At 70.2% G+C, this 16,474-nt stretch carries 16 protein-coding genes; 12 read left to right on the forward strand and 4 right to left on the reverse strand.

Annotated features, from left to right (window positions below; genetic code table 11):
* Nucleotides 1-718: 718 nt before the first annotated feature.
* The 7 genes from ABZ281_RS01905 to ABZ281_RS01935 all read left to right on the forward strand — a co-directional run bounded on the left by ABZ281_RS01905 (nucleotide 719) and on the right by ABZ281_RS01935 (nucleotide 5,948).
* The gene (locus tag ABZ281_RS01905) at nucleotides 719-1,117 is read left to right on the forward strand and encodes a hypothetical protein (protein ID WP_356651082.1); all 399 of its coding nucleotides are present in this window, start codon (nucleotides 719-721) and stop codon (nucleotides 1,115-1,117) included.
* A gap of 109 nt (nucleotides 1,118-1,226) precedes the next feature.
* Complete coding sequence (locus ABZ281_RS01910) at nucleotides 1,227-1,394, forward strand: hypothetical protein (protein WP_356651084.1); 168 nt, start codon at nucleotides 1,227-1,229, stop codon at nucleotides 1,392-1,394.
* On the forward strand, nucleotides 1,394-1,609 hold the full coding sequence (locus tag ABZ281_RS01915; RefSeq protein ID WP_356651086.1) for a hypothetical protein: 216 nt from the start codon (nucleotides 1,394-1,396) through the stop codon (nucleotides 1,607-1,609). The genes ABZ281_RS01910 and ABZ281_RS01915 overlap by 1 nt, the downstream gene beginning before the upstream one ends.
* Nucleotides 1,610-2,047: 438 nt before the next feature.
* Nucleotides 2,048-2,521, forward strand: a complete 474-nt coding sequence (locus ABZ281_RS01920; protein ID WP_356651088.1) for a hypothetical protein — start codon at nucleotides 2,048-2,050, stop codon at nucleotides 2,519-2,521.
* Between the two features lie 161 nt (nucleotides 2,522-2,682).
* Entirely contained in the window at nucleotides 2,683-3,792 is a 1,110-nt protein-coding gene (locus tag ABZ281_RS01925; RefSeq protein ID WP_356651090.1) for a DUF4262 domain-containing protein, read from the forward strand.
* A gap of 122 nt (nucleotides 3,793-3,914) precedes the next feature.
* Entirely contained in the window at nucleotides 3,915-5,291 is a 1,377-nt protein-coding gene (locus tag ABZ281_RS01930) for an IS1380 family transposase (protein ID WP_356651092.1), read from the forward strand.
* A gap of 204 nt (nucleotides 5,292-5,495) precedes the next feature.
* Nucleotides 5,496-5,948: a hypothetical protein gene (locus ABZ281_RS01935; protein ID WP_356651094.1), complete on the forward strand. Its 453-nt coding sequence runs from the start codon at nucleotides 5,496-5,498 to the stop codon at nucleotides 5,946-5,948.
* A gap of 223 nt (nucleotides 5,949-6,171) precedes the next feature.
* Here ABZ281_RS01935 and ABZ281_RS01940 read toward each other — a convergent pair whose 3' ends face one another.
* Both ABZ281_RS01940 and ABZ281_RS01945 read right to left on the reverse strand, forming a co-directional pair.
* Complete coding sequence (locus ABZ281_RS01940; RefSeq protein WP_356651096.1) at nucleotides 6,172-7,011, reverse strand: hypothetical protein; 840 nt, start codon at nucleotides 7,009-7,011, stop codon at nucleotides 6,172-6,174.
* Between the two features lie 73 nt (nucleotides 7,012-7,084).
* Nucleotides 7,085-7,630 carry a hypothetical protein gene (locus ABZ281_RS01945; protein WP_356651098.1) on the reverse strand — a complete coding sequence of 182 codons (546 nt, stop codon included), beginning with the start codon at nucleotides 7,628-7,630 and terminating at the stop codon, nucleotides 7,085-7,087.
* A gap of 189 nt (nucleotides 7,631-7,819) precedes the next feature.
* On the opposite strand from ABZ281_RS01945, the gene ABZ281_RS01950 reads away from it, so the two are divergent.
* Nucleotides 7,820-9,169, forward strand: a complete 1,350-nt coding sequence (locus ABZ281_RS01950; RefSeq protein WP_356651100.1) for an XRE family transcriptional regulator — start codon at nucleotides 7,820-7,822, stop codon at nucleotides 9,167-9,169.
* 55 nt (nucleotides 9,170-9,224) lie between these two features.
* Here the strand turns inward: ABZ281_RS01950 and ABZ281_RS01955 are convergent, their stop codons facing one another.
* Nucleotides 9,225-10,013: a GNAT family N-acetyltransferase gene (locus tag ABZ281_RS01955; RefSeq protein WP_356651102.1), complete on the reverse strand. Its 789-nt coding sequence runs from the start codon at nucleotides 10,011-10,013 to the stop codon at nucleotides 9,225-9,227.
* A gap of 246 nt (nucleotides 10,014-10,259) precedes the next feature.
* On the opposite strand from ABZ281_RS01955, the gene ABZ281_RS01960 reads away from it, so the two are divergent.
* From ABZ281_RS01960 to ABZ281_RS01975, 4 genes are all read left to right on the forward strand, one after another.
* Entirely contained in the window at nucleotides 10,260-11,300 is a 1,041-nt protein-coding gene (locus ABZ281_RS01960) for a hypothetical protein (RefSeq protein ID WP_356651104.1), read from the forward strand.
* Between the two features lie 28 nt (nucleotides 11,301-11,328).
* Nucleotides 11,329-12,444: an exonuclease domain-containing protein gene (locus ABZ281_RS01965; protein ID WP_356651106.1), complete on the forward strand. Its 1,116-nt coding sequence runs from the start codon at nucleotides 11,329-11,331 to the stop codon at nucleotides 12,442-12,444.
* A 299-nt stretch (nucleotides 12,445-12,743) separates the two neighbouring features.
* Nucleotides 12,744-13,316, forward strand: coding sequence for a hypothetical protein (locus ABZ281_RS01970; protein ID WP_356651108.1), 573 nt, complete (start codon nucleotides 12,744-12,746; stop codon nucleotides 13,314-13,316).
* A 269-nt stretch (nucleotides 13,317-13,585) separates the two neighbouring features.
* Nucleotides 13,586-15,403, forward strand: coding sequence for an RNA-binding domain-containing protein (locus ABZ281_RS01975; protein WP_356651110.1), 1,818 nt, complete (start codon nucleotides 13,586-13,588; stop codon nucleotides 15,401-15,403).
* 88 nt (nucleotides 15,404-15,491) lie between these two features.
* On the opposite strand, the gene ABZ281_RS01980 is transcribed toward ABZ281_RS01975, so the two are convergent.
* On the reverse strand, nucleotides 15,492-16,412 hold the full coding sequence (locus ABZ281_RS01980; protein ID WP_356651112.1) for a hypothetical protein: 921 nt from the start codon (nucleotides 16,410-16,412) through the stop codon (nucleotides 15,492-15,494).
* Between the last annotated feature and the right edge of the window lie 62 nt (nucleotides 16,413-16,474).

A 16,474-nucleotide genomic window follows, 5' to 3' on the forward strand; every position in this document is an offset into this window, starting at 1 on the left:
GGCCGCGTCCGCCGGCCAGCGCCTGGGTCGTGCCACCCGCCCACAGCGCCGCCGCGCAGAGCCCGGCGCTCAGTACCATCCTGCGCTCCACCACGCCACCGTCCTTACTGACCGCTGTCCCGGGTTCTCGCCCGGCCTTGCGACGGTACGGGCCCGGCCGAGCCTCGGGCAGGGCGCACACCTGCTGGCTTCGCGCGCCCCTCTCTGCCCTGTCGCGCCGGGGACGAGGGTGGGCAGGCGGACGTGCGGGGACGCAGGCCCGCACACCGCTCGGATACGGGCACGCGCACGGCGCGGTGTAGGGCGGTGGCGCGGACGGACCGCTCGCGCCCTCCGGTACCTGTCCGGCGGCACCGGGCCCCGAGGCGGACGGTCCCCGCTTGCCGTACAGGCTTGGGGCCGGATCGCTCCGCGCCTTGCACGGGAGCCGGAACTCGCATTGTTGCTTATTCTGTTTTCAGTGTGTATTGTTGTTCTCGTGAGGCCGGGGAACCGCAGAACCGGCCGATAAGCCATCCGACCAACAGGCCGCCGCCCGCGGTCTCGTCGAGGAAGTCGACCCGCCCCGGGTCACCGGCTGCATCTCCCTGTAAGCCCCGAGCCACAGCAGGACAGCCCCTTTCCCAAAGGCAGTCCGCGCCCATCCACACCGCTCCGACGATCCTGAGAGCTCGCCTTGTTCTATTTGATGAAATGCCCCTGCTGCGGCCGCCCGACCATGTTTCACGAGCTGGAACGCCACACCGCTCCGAGCATCCTGATTGACCCCGAGACGGGCTTGCCGCCCGGTGTGTCTCCCGACGGCCACCGTGCGACCCCTTCCCCAGCGGCCGCAGCCAGAGCCCGCAAGCAGCCCCTGTGCCAGCTGTGCCTCGATGACGTACAGGCCGGCGGCGAGGTGACCTTCGCCGTACGCCTGAAGGGCGAGCAGACCGCGATGGCTCTCGCGCACGAGATGCCTCTCCTCGACGACGAGGGCCGGGTCATGGCCGTCCGCTGTCCGTCCGCCGGGTGCGGAGCGGTTGTCGACCTGATCAGCGGCCAGCTGGAGGGCCACTCCGTGCGCGGCCAGAAGTGCCGGATGTCGGGCGTGTGGGTGGTGGTCGGTGAGGAGTGAAGCGTGAGCTGAGCAGCCTCACGTGGCTGATCTTCTATCCCTCTCGGGCGATGCCCGAGCCCCATCAGCCGCCCCCGCTCGTCGGGGCGCTAAGCAAGAGGACCGCGTCTTGAACACCAAACTCAGCCCCTCCGAACGGGCCGAGGTGGAAGAACTTCTCGAACGTTGGAACGAGGCCGTCGAAGGCGACAGTAACGACGCCGAGCACGAAATCGGCGTCGACATGTCGGAGCTCCTGTGGAGGCTGCACGGTGGTCTGTCCGTGCGTGAACTCTGATGGCCATCTACCGCCCCGGCGAGGTCAACTGCGGCCACTGCAACGAACCAACTGGAATCCCGGCTGACGACTGGGCCGGAGAAACCCGTACCGAGGACGGCGAATATGTCGCCTCCGTCGACCCCTGTGCACGCTGTGCGGTTCACACCTACGGCACCCTGACCCGCTGTCCCGACGACTGCCCCGACTGCGCCGAGAACGACGAAGAGGCGTAAAGCATCGGGGCGAATGCGGAGTTGATCTCAACATGAGTACCCCCGTCCCGGGAACCGGGGCAAAGAAGCGTCCCGCGAGGCGTCGCAAGGTCAAGAACGCTCGGACCGGCTCCGTGGGGAGCAAGATCCTGCCGGGCCGGTACAGCGACGAAGGCGAAAAAGGACCCTGGTTCCGCCGTCTGGTTCGCCGCGCTGAGACGCGTGACTGGCAGCGTGAGACATCGCGGCTCTGACGGTCACCGTCGACCAGGTCTTCTGCCGTCGCGCCGGAGAGCCGCCCACACGCCTCATGCCGCCGTACCCGTTCCCCGCAGGTGCCAGTGCGCCGGTTGAGCAGCCGAACGCGCTCTGCTTCACCTCTGCCCTCCCGAAAATGCGCGGCCCTGCCCTCCCCCTCTGCATGCGCGCCCGCCGTGGCGCTCGAACCTAGGAAGAAACGTGTCTGCTGATCTTCAGCTCCGTATCCATTCGGCTCCCGCCGCCGAACTCGTTCCGCTGCTCGACCTCATGCGGGAGCACGGACTCTGCGGTGAGTATGAGCGTGGCCCTACCGAGGTCCTCACGCTGGGGCAGGTCTACCGCGCCCGGGAAGCCGTGCTGGGGCTCTGCGAGGAGGTCGCCACGCGGTTGGAGGAGGACGCCCCGAACGCGGTGTTCGAGCTGTGGCAGGACCCTCACTGGAACGCCGACGGGCACTACCACGCGTACGTGCCGAAGTTCGGTCATTTCGAGGCTGGTTGTGACGCCGAGGGTGTTCCGCATGTCAGCGTGCATGACCTCATCCAGAGGCTGAGCAACAACCCGGAAGCGCCGCTCGGCGACTGGATGGCAGGCGAGGGAGCCGGCCTTCTCGGCATCGCGGTACTCGCCGTGGTGGGCGAGTACCGAGCGCAGCAGTCGTCCGGCTCCTGAGCCGGGACCTTCCCCCTGTATCCCCGTCGAGGCCGGATGGCCGGTGATGCATGCGGATGCGAAGCGCCGCCGCTCAGCGATCGCCCGAGGAATCGACGACGCACTCATCGGCCTGGCCCTCGTCGGCCTCCCCTACATCTCGATTCACTGGAGTACTGATCATGGCGGACATCCGCATGCGCTTCCTCGGGCAACCCTGGGAGCGAACCACCGTCTCTGCCGATTCGGGGGGACGTGAGGAAGTGTTCGTCGCCCTCTTCCTCAGGGCGATGGAGACCGTGCCCGAACTGCGCGCCTTGCCCGACGACCTGGGGGCGTACACCGTGCGCTGGGACGGTGACGAGCTGTCGATCTACCACCCGGACGTCGATCAGGTGCTCTTCCGCGCCCAGCTCGAACCCGAGCGCTCCGCGCAGGGGGGTGGCCCGGTCAGGACGCGGCCGCCCGAGCTGTGGCGCGAGGAGCGCGCCGGCGACTTCTACCCGGCTCCGGCGGTGCTGGCCGAGATCCCGGGTCTGTGGGCCACGGTCCTGGAGCCGCATGAGCACAGGGTGGTCCGGCTGCGGTACTTCTCCGCCTGGGGCCAGTGGTACGTCGTTGAGGTCGACGACGCGAGCGGCCAGGCCTACGGGTGGTCGTGCCTGGGCGGTGACCTGTCGCAGGGCCGGTGGGGCCTTATCGATCTTCCGGCTCTGGAATCGTGCCGTCCGGACGGCGATCCTTCTCAGCTGGTCGCTCGCGATCTGGATTTCACGCCCGACGTCGCGGCCAATGTTTTGCCGGAGGGCCGCCCTCACGATTCTTGCGGGGCAGCGGATTGCCCTGTGTGTCCGCCCGATTTCATGACGGAGTACGTTGCTCGGCTGCGATCTGTGATCGCGGAGCACGGATTCGCCGTCCAGGCGGTTATGGCAGATGAGGGTTCTGCTGCCTATTGCTACACCGTCGGTCTGCACGAGTCTCTGGGGCATGAGTTCGTGATGGCCGGGCTGGACGTCAGGGCGATGCAGGGCGTGCTCCATAGCGTCGTCGAGCGGTTCGCCGGATCGTCTGGTCCGGTTGCCGGTGAGGTGCTGGACGGGCTGCTCGCGAACGGATTCCAGCTGCTCATGCGCCCTGTGGAGTCCTTGGAGCCGTTCGCGATGCTGCGGGCGGTGTACGGCAGGGAGATCGCCGTGCCGTACTGGCAGGCCGTGTGGCCCGATCGTGACGGCATCTTTCCGACCGACGCCTCTTGCTCGCTTTCCCCGCGCACCCAGCCACTTCTTTAGCCTCGGGCTTTCACGAGGTGGGCTGTCCAAGAGTTGATCAGAAACACGGAAAGTGCCCTTGACCTGCAACGATAGGACTTGCTGAGGGTCCTGTTGGCTGCAAGGAAAAGAGCACTTTCCAGGTGAGAGAGCCTATCTCGTCGTACCCACGTGTCCGTGTCCAGGGAGACGGTCGGCAGGCGGTCTCGCAGGCCGGTGCGGTCCTGCTGCTGGAGACGGTCCGCAAGACGGGCCTTGACCAGGCGATATCCGCAGCTCTGTCCCCATGGCGGAAGCCGCGGGCCGTCCACGATCCCGGCAAGATCCTCCTGGACGTGGCCCTGGCGGTCGCACTGGGCGGGGACTGCCTCGCGGACGTCGCCATGCTGCGGTGTGAGCCGGCCGTCTTCGGCCCGGTCGCCTCCGACCCGACCATCTCCCGTCTAATCGACACCCTCGCGGCATCCGGCGAGAAAGCTCTGCAGGCCGTCCGGTCCGCACGCTCCGAAGGCCGCCATCGTGCCTGGTCGTTGGCCGGCAAGGACGCCCCGGACACCGACGGTCAGGTCACGGTCGACCTCGACGGCGTCCTCGTGATCGCCCACTCCGACAAGGAGGACGCAGCGGCGACCTGGAAGAAGACCTACGGTCATCACCCGCTGACGGCCTTCGTCGACCACGGCCCGGGCGGAACCGGTGAGCCCGTCGCTGCCCTCCTGCGACCGGGAAACGCGGGCTCCAACACCGCCGCCGACCACATCGCCACCGCCCGACTGGCCCTGGCCCAACTGCCCAAGCGCTACCGGCGAGGGCGGCAGACGCTGATCCGCACGGACTCCGCCGGCGGCACCCACGACTTCGTGTCCTGGCTCGCGAAGCGGGGCCGATGGCTGTCCTACTCGGTCGGCATGACGGTCACCGAAGCGATCCACGAACACGTGCTGAAGGTCCCCGCCTCGGCCTGGACCCCGGCCGTCGAGGCCGACGGTGAGGCCCGGGACGGGGCCTGGGTCGCCGAGCTCACCGGCAAGCTCCTGGACGGCTGGCCCAAGGGCATACGACTGATCGTCCGCAAGGAACGGCCCCATCCCGGCGCCCAGTTGAGGATCACGGACGCGGACGGCATGCGGATCACGTGCTTCGCGACCAACACCACCGGCCGGCCGATCGCCGAGCTCGAGCTGCGTCACCGGCTCCGGGCACGGGCCGAGGACCGGATCCGTGCTGCCCGGGCCACCGGCCTGCGAAACCTGCCCCTGCACGACACCGCCCAGAACCGGGTCTGGATGGAGATCGTCCAGATCGCGCTCGACCTGCTGGCCTGGATGCCCATGCTCGCGCTGACCGGCCGGGGGAGGCTCTGGGAACCGCGTCGCTTGCGGTTCCGCCTGTTCTCCGCAGCCGGCCAGCTCGTCACCACCGGTCGGCGCAGGATTCTCCGCCTCGCCCGGCACTGGCCCTGGACCGGCGAGATCACCGCTGCCCTAGAACGGCTCGCGCTCCTGCCCAACCCCGGCTGACCAGCAACCCACCGTCCCTGCGACAGCATCACCCGCCCCGGGCAGTGGAACCCGGCGTCCACCCGACGCGACAGCCGGGCCACCGGCCTGCCCACCATCAGCTCCGGAAGCGAAAGGGTCCACCGACTCCGTCGGCGGACCCTCAAGAAAGATCGAGGTTAGCCCTACCTACTTTCGACTCCATACGTTCTAGGAGGTACTTCTATGCGCCAGCCTGAACCATTGAATGCTGTTGCTGAGCTGCGACTCTTCCTGGATTTCGCCGTTCCTCTGTGCGGCGCTGACATCGCGTACAAGCTCCGGCAATGGGGCCACTCTCGTGAGCAGGCCGAAAACTGGCTGCGTGGTGAGGCCGAGCGCGCTGGCGGCAGCCTGGGCGAGAACGGTGACGTGTTGCAGTTCAGCGATGGTCGGCCTCGGTCGGGGCGCGCACAGGACCGTGTGGTCCGGACGGCGAGTGAGCTTGCTCGCGGTGTGGCGGCCGCGGCGCTGCTTGCCCAGTTGGAGGGGAAGCGCGGGGTCGAGGCCTTCGGTGGCTTCTACGGTGTCCCCGCAGGGCCCGCTGAGGTCGACACGGCGCGCGTCCAGGACGGGGAGGACGGTGCAGTCGGTGACGCCGCTCGCGGCACCTGTCCTGTGCGGAAGCCGGCCGCGTGAGCGCCTTGTGGCAGTCTCCGCACCGTGCTCGTCCTCGCTCCCTTGTCCTTCCGGCCGGGAAGTCGGGTCTGCGGGAATCCGTGCAGGCGCTCTCGGGGCACCGTTAGGCTCGCCGTGGCCCGTGCCGGAATGGAGTGTGCGGGACAGGCCCCGGTCCCCGTGACGGGACGCAGTACGGCCGGGGCCGCCACCCCCGGGCGCAGGTCGCGCGGTCGTCGGCGGCTCAGTCCAGGCGGGAGAAGTCGAGGTTCACCAGGATCTCCTTCAGGTCGACCTTCTCGTCGTGGCAGAAGCCCCGGAGCTCGTCCCACATCTCGTGAAGGCCCTCCAGAGCGCCGCTGAGCAGGGAAAGTTTCCCGCGGTCCTCGTCGAACTCCTCGTCGTGGAGGTAGACCATCTCCGCCTTCTGCAGCTCGCGTACGACGCTGAGCAGCGTCGTGCGGTCCGCCGAGAAGCGCCTCAGCACCAGTTCGAAGTCCGTGCTCTCCTCGTGCACCACGAGAGCGAGGACCTGTCGGGCCATCCTCGTGAGGCCGCCGAGACGCCGCGCGAAGCGGTTGACCAGTTCGAGGGTCTCCTGTTCGTCCTCCGGATCCTGGTTGGCGTCCTCCCAGGCGAAGAAGCGGCGCATGGTGGCGGCGGGCCGCACCAGGGAGCCATTGACCGTGTCGCGGAATTCGGCCTCGATGGCCTCGACCGTGTACCGGTACCTGGCCTCGTGCTTCTGTTTGACTGCCCGCAGGTATTCGACCGTGTAGTCGTGCCGGGTGACGCTGCTGTCGATCAGGTCGTGGTGCACCCCGCACAGCAGCATCAGGTTGCCGAAGTCCCGCAGCTGTTCGACGTCCTGGCCGTCCCATTCCTCGTGCCGGGCGCTGCCGGGCTCGGCACCGATGATGTGGGCGATCTTGCCGACCCAGGCGCCCTCCTCCGTGACCAGCCGCGTTGAGCAGTGCGGGTCGCCCCAGGCGCACTCGTTGCCGGAGAACGCCCACAGCCGGCGCGCGACGCCGGACATCGGCTCCTTGCGGTTCTTCTCGGAACCGTTCGTCCGCTTGGCCACAACCCGCCCCTTCCTGCGCCCTGCCGACAGCGCGCAGCGTAGTCCAGCTCGGTCATGTGCGACGGGCGTGCTGCTACCAGCGCAAGGTCGGCCGGGGGCGGGCGGTGAGTTCGGCCTGCTCTGCGACGGCGACGAGGCGGTCGGCGGTCTCTTGGCCGACCGTCTCGACGAGGCAGTCAAGGTTCGAGACGATCAGGAGCCAGGAACGGCGCGGCAGCAGGCTCAGGCGGGCGACGGCATCCGCGAGCGCTCCCGCCTCCAGGGCCATCATGGCCTGGACATCGGCCGAATCCGGCTTCAGCGGAACCTTGGCCTCGCGCACCAGGTCGACGGAGAGGGTCAGGTCGTCGATGACCGTGACCGCGGTGGTGTTCTCGATCATGCCGGGCTCGTAACTGCGCCCGAGCTCGTGGGCCTGGTGGACGGTGATCTTCTCCTCGCGATAGCCGGCGGCAAGGAGACGGCGCAGCCCGGCGTAGGCGGCGTAGGACTTGCCCGACCAGTGCGGACCCAGGAGGAGCAGGCGGGCGGTGTCGCCGGCCAGGATGGTGGAGCACCACTGGGCGATGGCGGGGTGGTCGGTCTCGGCATCGCTGAAGAGCGGGGGTACGACGGGCATCGGCCCAGCGTATGCGGCCGTGTAGCGGGCGGTCGTGCTGGGTCTGATGCCGGGCGCTGCTGGCTGTCCGGGGCTCGGGCCGGGACTGTTCTGGTGGGGGTGAACTTCGGGCGTTGTCGCCCGCCTCCGTGTCATGGCCGGGATGATGTGACACGTGCGGGGCCGCGGCGGCCGCAGGATGGGGGCAGGGTGAGCAGGTGGGGGAAGCAGCAGGACCGGTTGGTGGTGCGGGCCGTCGACGTGCTGTCGGGTGTGCTGAGCGGAGCGGTTCCGGAACCGGCCCGCCGTATCGTCGCCTCCCGGGCGTTGCTGGCCGTCGAGGAGTGCCTTTTCCCGATGCACGAGGAGCTGGTGCTGGCGGAGAACGCGGACGCGGCGGCTCAGAAGGCTACCGATGAGCAGTGGGCGGACGACGCCGCGGTGCGCCGGTGGGTGACCGAGACGCTGGCCGAGCACGCCTTGTCCTACAACGAGCTTCACGAGGTGTGGGAGGACGATCTGGAGTACGTCGAGCCCCGTGGGGAGCACCCGGTGTGGGTTCTGCTGGAGCTGTCCCCCTTCGTACGGCGTCTGCGGCTGTTGCAGGAGGCGGCCGCGAAGACCTCGGTCGGCCTGGGCGGCGACGTCGGTGTCGGCGCGCACCAGATCGGGCACTGGGCGGCGGGCCGCTCCCGGCCTGGGGATCGTGAGCGGGAGGCGCTGGCGGGGGCGCTGGGTGTCCATCCGGCGTGGCTGCACGCTTCGCGCGACGAGCAGCCCGATGTGCAGCTGTACCGGTTCGCGTCCTGCCCGTGCGAGAAGCCGACCGCCATGGCGCGCCTCGGCCTGGGCCGGGAGGAGCCGAGTTGGTACGACAGCCCCGCCGAGCAGGATGCCGCCGTGCACTGGTGCGGCTGCGGGCAGGCCTGGGTGAAGGGCACGGCCGGGTGGCTGCTGCCGCTGCCTCCAGGGGAGGAGCCGACACCGTCCGGCGAGGGCTTGGTCGACCTCGGCCATCCCCTCAGCCGCGGACCTTCGGTGTCGCTCGACGAGCCGTGGCCGCGAGCGCTGTGGCAGCCCCCGGCCGGCAGGAAGGGCCGCGCCCGCACCGCTTACCGGGTCCCCGAACTGCTCACCCGGGAGCCGCAGCCCCTGCCCGAACGGCCGGATGTCGCGCGCGTCGTCGTGCCGGAGCCGGTGTGGGGTGCCGGTCAGGCGGAGCGCCTCGCCGCGAACGCGACGTGGTGCCGCATGTGCCGGGTCTTGGCCGGCGCGCCCACGGGGGCGGCCGGCGGCCCGTGGGTTCTGCTGCACCGCAGCGAGCCGGGACGCGGACTGAGCACCTGGACCTACCCCACCGAGAAGGACGCCCTGCACCACGGCGCCCATCTGGCCATGACGTACCTGCAGCTGGACGACGGTCCCCTCGACCGCGTGGCGCTGGACCTGTTCACCGGCCAGGCGCACGCCCAGGTCATCGCCCGCTTCCTCGAACTGCACCCGCAGACGACCCAGTTCGAGGTCGCCGAACTCGTCCCCATGCGCGCCGACGAGTTCTGAGCGCCGACGGAGCCCCCTGGCCGCGCCGGGTGGGCGGTCAGGCGTCAGCCGTCGGTCAGCCAGGCGATCCACGCGCCGTCCTGTGCCCGGCCCACGTGAAGGTCCGGCGTGTGATCGGCCACGCGGGCGCAGATCCGGCCGTAGGCGCCGTGGCGGGCAGGGCACAGCCGGGCCAGTTCCTCGGGAGTGAGCGCCGAAAGGTCGTCGGGAAGGTCCTGGCCGGCCGCGGTCGCGCGCGCCTGCGCGCCTGCGCGCCTCGGTGCCGCTCGACGGCGTCCCGGCGCTCGGCGAGCAGGCGCAACCAGCGCAGATCGCTGTCGTCCTGGCCGCCCGCGGGGGTGTAGACGCACTGGCGACCGTGCTCGTCGAGCTCGTCGACGACCGTCATGCCGATCGCTTCCAGCATGCGGCACGAGGAGCGGTTGGCCTTCTGAGTGACCGCGACCAGCGGACCACCGCCGGGGACGGCATCCGTCCACCAGCTGACGGCCGCGGCGACGGCTTCCCGGCCCAGGCCTTCGCCCCAGGCGGCGGGGAGCAGTTGGTAGGAGATTTCGGCGCGGCCCTCGCACCTGTGGTCGGCGCCGATGGTCACCAGTCCGATCTGCCGCTGGTCGGCGACGCGGACGACGGTGAAGGCGCCGGCCGTCATCGGGTAGGCGGCCTGCCGGGCGACGACGCGATCCTGCGTGGCCGGACCGCCGAGGTGGGCGCGGACCCGGTCGTCGGTCAGCAGCTCGTCCACCAGGGGGCCGTCTTCCCGGGTGACCGGTCGGAGAAGGAGACGGTCGGTGCGCAGCTGGGTGGGCCAGACACGGTTCAGGGCGATGCTGACGGATTTCATGGGTGCCACGTTGGCAGCGTACGGCGGCGCCCGGGCTGGCTTCGTTCAGAGTCTCCACCGGCGGGTGGCGGGGCTTACGTCCGCCGGCTCGGCGGCCGGGCCTGGCGGGTGTCGGGGGATGCAGGATTCGCACAGTCGGTCGCATTTTCGGTTCAGGTTCGATCGCTGGCGGGGGTGGTGTCAGTGGCGGCTGCCAGGCTGACCGGGACAGACAAGGCCGTTCGGAGCAGTAGAAGAGGGCACACCGTGGACCAGTTCAAGGGCTGGAAGAAGTACCCGCGCGTCATGGAGGGCGCTCTCGCACGCGCCGGTTACGCAGATGCCGAATTCGCGGTGCGCCGAGCAGAGGCCAGGGGTACGGCGGAAGCCCGGTGGGCGTGGATCGGCGGCGCTGCGGAGCTGACCGGCGAGGAGTGGCCGGACGGGCTGGAGCTGGTGTGGAACTCGTCCACGGGCTGGGCGTACCAGGAGCGAGGCGGCGACAGGCCCGTCGCGTTGCCGGTGCCGGTGCTGGCGGCACCGGAGGCGATCACCGCGCTGCTGCCGGCCCTCATGGACGGGCGCCGCAATCAGCTTCCCGGATCCGAGGACCGGTGGGAGCACGCTGCGCTGCTCACCCAGTGGGCAAAGTCGGCTGCGGTCCTGGGCGACGACAAGTACGACGCGGCCTATCAGCGTGACGAGGAGGAAGCCGCAGAGTTCCGCCAGTGGCAGGATGAGGTGGACGGTGTTCATCCTGCCGAGACGCAGTTGCCCGCGGAAGTCGTCGGCATCGCTGATGCCGCCGCCCCCAGGTCCAGTGTCGCCAGCGCGCCGGACTCTGCGGAACGGGCCCGGCACGCGCACGTGGACGTCATCCTGCAGTGGGCCCTCAAGGCCCGCGATGACCACGGCCACAGCCCAGACCCGCTGGTGTTCGGGGTTCTGTGCGACTTCTTCACCCGCGCCGTGGTGTTTCCGGGGCTGATGGACCCCGAAGACGGGCAGCGCCACACCAGCGACCCGTCGCGGGCCCTGGCTCACCTGCTCATCCAGCACCTTGAGCGCTACGGCATGGACCTGGAGGACCTGCCCGAGCTGGTGGCGCCCGACACGTCGGTCGCGCCCGTCGGCGATGCGGTGGCTGAGTGCGTGGCCCAGGCGCTGCGTTCCAGCCGCTGGTTCAGTGATGCAGCTTCCGGAACGAGCCAGACCGGCGGCCAGGTGCTGTTCCACACCGTCTTCGGCGCCAGGGGCGTTCTCCACCTCGCCGACGTGACCGGCCGAGACGACGACTCGCAGGCTTAGGGACTCGAGGGACTCAAGGGACTCGGTGATGCAACTACAGCAGACGGACATCCGGGCCGCCGCTTTCGTCTCCGTGCCTTCGCGGACGCTCGCGGCGGACGGTGGGGTCATCGGACCTGAGCAGGCCGCCCGTTACCTGGGGCTGCACCGGCGCGAGCTCGGCTACCTCCTCGAAGCCGGGCTTCTCGCTCCCAGCGGTCGCAGCGTCGCCGGAACGGTCCGCTTCGCCGTCTCGGCTCTCGACGCCGTCGCCGCCCAACCGCTGGACTGGGCGGCGGCGCGCAGCGCTGAAGGCCGCCGTCCCTCCCCTTGGCGGGAGCTCGCCGGGCCTGCTTCCGAGCGGGCACGGCTGGTGGACGGCGTCACCGCGGCTCTGCGAGCTGACGGGGTGGATGCCTGGGCGAGGTACAGCGCGGCGGCGGATCGGTGGACGCTCGACTGGGCGCCGGCGCACGACGGCGGGCCCAGCCGCGGCGAGGTCATGGCGCTGTTGCCGTTGCGGCTCGCGCGGGCTGTCGATGCTCAACGGGTGGTGCTGCTCGGCCCGGTGGGCCAGACCATGCACTGGGCCCACGACATGCTCCAGCCGGGTGTCGCCTGCGTCGTGGACGTGGAGACCACCGGGCTCACTCCCGCGGACCGCGTGATCGAGGTGGCCGCCGTCGACGCGCACGACGGCTCCGTCCTCATCGACACCCTCGTCCACCCCGGCCCGGGCATCACCATTCCGGCCGGGGCCACCCGGGTGCACGGCATCACCGACACGATGGTGGCCGGCGCCCGTCCGTGGAGTGTCGTCCTCCCCGAGGTGCTGGCGGCAGTCGGCGAACGAGTCCTGCTCGCCTACAACAGCGACTTCGACAAGCGGATGACCCTCGGCCACGCGCGGGCCCTCGGTTGCGACCCGGGCCGCTTGCGGTCGGCGCAGGCCTGGCAGTGCCTGATGAAGCGCCGCTCCATGTGGCTGAGCACCACCACCCGGCTTAAGCTCGGCGGCCGGCACCGCGCCCTCGGCGACGCGATCGCGGCCCGCGAACTGCTGCTGTCACTGCGCGGACGGCCGCCGAGCACGCTGACCGCGCGGCAGCCCGAAGAGGAGCAAGTACCGCCGGGACAAGCCGTCGATGCGCCAGTATGCCCATGAGGACGGTTGTCAGGGGGGCTTGTGCATCCGTATCCGTCAGGCGCCCGCCCTCTGTATGCGTACGACGCTGATACCCACACTGCCATGTGCCGGGTCTGCTGTGTTTCCGAGCTGGATCTCCTGCCGGAGGAGGCGGGTCCGTGGCACGCGGGCCATCAGAAGTCCTGCCGGGGCGCCCCGGCACGAAGGCCCGAGGGCGTCGTTCTCACCTTCAGGGCGAAGTCCTAGACACCTTCCCGGCCCGAGCGCGGCGCATCGCGTCTGCTGCCCCGATCACCCAGCCCGTATAGGAGTTGCTGATGTCAGAGACCACTACCCGATCCGAACCCCGTGACGTCGCCTTCGCTCTGCTCAGGATGACCGCTCAGGGAGAAGCCGCTCATCACGCCGCGGGCGGCGAGGGCCTGCCCCCGGCCGACATGGAGATGTACCGCGTCCTGACGGCCGCGCTGGAGACGTGGCAGAGGCTCGGCACCCTCCGCCCGCACGGCCTGATGCTGATCGAGTGGTTGGCTACCGAGTGGGCGGGATACCGGACTCAGATCCTCGGCCAGAATCACGGCCGGTTCGACTCCTGGCTCGGCCAGTTCGGTGATGAGGTCAGCCTGAGCCAGCGCCACCCGCACCCTGCCGGCCCCACCTGCGTGGAACTTCTGACCGTCGTCGCCGCTGCCCAGTCCGAGGACCGGCCCCAGGAGCGTGCGGCACGACTCGCCGTCCCCTTCCTCGCCTACCTCCGGCCGGACGCCGAACTCGAAGACGTCCGCGAGCTCGCGCTGAGCTTCGCCCTGTGGGCCGGCCACGATCTGTCCACGCTGATGCAGCACGACGCCGGACGGATCACCGGCTACACGGAGGCGCGCGCTCGCTGACAGGCGCGTGCCCAGCCGTACGACCGGTCGCTCCCGAGGGGCGTGAGAGCCGGCACAGCCACCGCGAGTCCGTCCGAAGCTCCCATGCCCGGCCACCCACCCCGAAGCCATCCGCCGGCCTCAGCCGCCCATCCGGTGTACCAAGACCCCGGTGGAGATGACCGACCCTGGTCTTCTCTCGCACCATTTCCGGCTGCCTCGCGCGTCGGTGCTGGTGAAAATGTGAAACCCAGCCGCAGAGGGCCGGTGCGCCGGCGGATACTGCCGGAGTGCTGAGCGACCTGAAGAGCGTGCTGGACGCGCTAGATGCCCACCAGCCCGACGGCCTGCTCGGACTGCGCGAGACCCAGTGGATCGACGCGAAGAGCCACCCGTACCAGTTGGCCGACCCCAAAGCGGCCGAGGAGCTCACCAAGGACGTCTCCGCGTTCGCCAACGGGGGCGGCGGGGTCATCGTCATCGGCATCGCCACCCGTCCGGAACATGATGAAGAGGTCCTGGACCACATCGTCGCGACCGACCCGGCCACGGTGAACGTGGACCAGATCCGCAAGCTGATCCGTCAGAGAATCACCCCGGCCCCCCGAGGAGTGCGCATCGGATGGTCCGGCGCGGATGACGAACGGGTGCTCTACATCGACATCCCCGCGCAGAGCGCCGGCACCCTCTTCGTCGTGCCGGCTCCCGTGGGCAAACTCGGCGCGCCGCGCCCTGACACGGTCGCCGTGCCGATGCGGGACGGCGACAGCACACACTGGCTGTCCCGGGCCGAGATCCAGCAGCTGCTCTCCGCCGGTGTCCGAGCCTCCGGCATGCCCACCGCCCAGGCTCTCGCCGAGCTCGTACGACAGGCCGTCTCCGAAACCGGGCCCGGCAGCGGGCCGCGCGTCGGCCAAGGTCTGCCCGATCGTGAGCGGGAGATGAGGGCGGCCTACGAGCAGCTGGCCGACGCAGGGCTGGGGGAGCCGGCCGGGGAGGCATGGGTGCAGGGCGCGGCCGCGCTGCAGGATCTGCGGCACGAGGTCGACGGCGAGCCGGGCTGGGTGCTGTGCCTGGTGGCCGGGCGCCCGCCGGTTGCCGTCGCCGAGCCGGTCTGGCAGGAGATCGTCGAAACAGGCCGGCGCGCGCCGGACGGGCAGGACCCGCTCGCGGCCGTCGGCTTCCCCCACCCTCCCGCGGGCACGGACGCCTCGTGGGTGATCCCGGCCGATGCCCGCAGCGTGGACCTCGATGGCGGATCGTGGGGCCCGGGCCGCTTGACGTGCTCGGGGCGTGGCGTGTGGCGATGGCACCCGCACCCCCGCTTCAGCCTGAACCAGGGTCGCTCTGCCTCGATCGGGGCCGCCGGCCAGACGCCGGCGCTGCGCCTTCGGGCCCTGGTGAACCTGCCCTGGGCCGGGACGAGCACGCTGGAGGTCAGCAGAGCCCGGCGCGCGCTGCTCGAACAGCAGCTTCCGTACAGCGCGGTGGCCGGTGCGGTGACGATGCTGTCCCGGCGCAGGGGCGTGGAGCTCCCTGCCGCTCGCTGGGAGCGAGGGCCCTTCGGGAACTCGGGGCGCTCCGCCGGCTACACGTGCACGATCGCCGGGCCGGACGGCGCCCCGGCCGTGAAGGCCTCCGTCCTGCTCGCCCTGCCTACCGCGATGGAGTCCACCGTGGTCGCCTGCGCCGACGTTCTGATCGAAAATCCGGAGGCGTGGGCAGCGGCCCTCGGTCCGGACTGGGACACGCAGTTGGGTCTCGACGAGGTCCAGGCCGTGCTGCTCGCCGCATGGGAGACGGCCTCCGAGCTGCTGCCCGACGTCGTCGGCGACCCGGCCGGACTGTCGTGGGCCGCCCCGCCCACCGCCGAGTTGCGGATGTCGTGCGAGCAGCCGGCCGACAACGGCGTCCTGCCGGTCCTGGACACGTTCCTCGACCTGGCGCCGCTGGGCACCAACGACAGCGGGCCCAGGTCGCAGATGGCCGTCACCATCACCGCGGCGCCCGCCATGGTCCGCGCAGAGCGCCAGCGCCTGCTGCGGGAGGCGCTGGCACACATGGCCAACGCGTTCGGCTACGTCGATGCCGAGGTGGACCTCCTGTAGGGCCGCGCTTCGTGCAGCAGTGTTGTACCCAGGGAGGAAACGGCCGGGCCTGGTCTGGTGAGGGCTTGGTGGGTTTTCCGTCGTCCCGTCAGCTGGCTGGACCGGCAAGCCACAGCACAGGGGCGCGGCCAGTGTCCTGGGACGTGGCCGGTGGCCAGTCGGCCACGGGCTTGGCCCCGGCCAAGAACGCCGCGTCGAGCGTCGTGGGGCGATCGGAGGCCAGCCAGTCGGCCGCCGCCACCCAGAAGGCGTTCTTCTTGGCGATCGTCCGGGCTGTCTCGTCGACGGCGCTGCCCGGCGAGATGTCGGGGAGCGTCTCCGTGCCGAGGGCGGTGTCGATGCCGGCCTGGATGGACAGCACGGTGCGGCGGGCGGCCTCGGTCACGGTGCCGCCCTCCAGGTGCAAGGGCTGGACGGGGATACGGTCGAGTGCCGCGGTGGGGGTGATATCCGGGGCGATGCGCAGTTCGGCGCGCTGCTCCCGTTCGTTCCACTCCAGGTGGAGGAAGGCGCCCAAGGCGCCGTTGGGTGCCTCGGAGACGACGTAGAGGCTGGGAAGGGGCCAGCGCTGGGGGAGATCTGTGGGCATGCGGTCGCCCGCCTTCTCCAGGTCGGCGATCGATCGGTCGTGGATGTTGACCATGTGCCGTCCGGCGGCTCGCCATGCTCCGATCACCTGCAGTTGGGCTGCGTCGCTGGCGGCCATGACGGCGAGCCCTGTACCGGACGCGCCGGGAGCTCGCGTGGTGCGGTGGGGGTAGTGGTCGGCAAGTACCTGCTGAACGTGGGTGACAGGCAGCCAGCACCAGGTCGGGATGGTGTCACCGACGGCTTCGCGTGCCTGGTCCAGGCGATCGAAGACGCCGGGGAACTGCCGCTCGGCCTGCCTCTCCAGCTTCTCCAGCCGGGAGGCGGCGGCCCGGTACATTCTGGGCACCCATCGGAAAATCTCGTCCCATTCGCCGTCTCGGCGCTTGGCGAAATTCTTGGCGTAGGTATCGCGATCCATCACTGCCCTCGTGCTCGTGGCGGGGCGGGCCGAAAAGAGCTCCGCCCCGCCACTGTGCCGTA

The organism is Streptomyces sp. NPDC006265 (genome assembly GCF_040613555.1).
Lineage (GTDB): Bacteria > Actinomycetota > Actinomycetes > Streptomycetales > Streptomycetaceae > Streptomyces.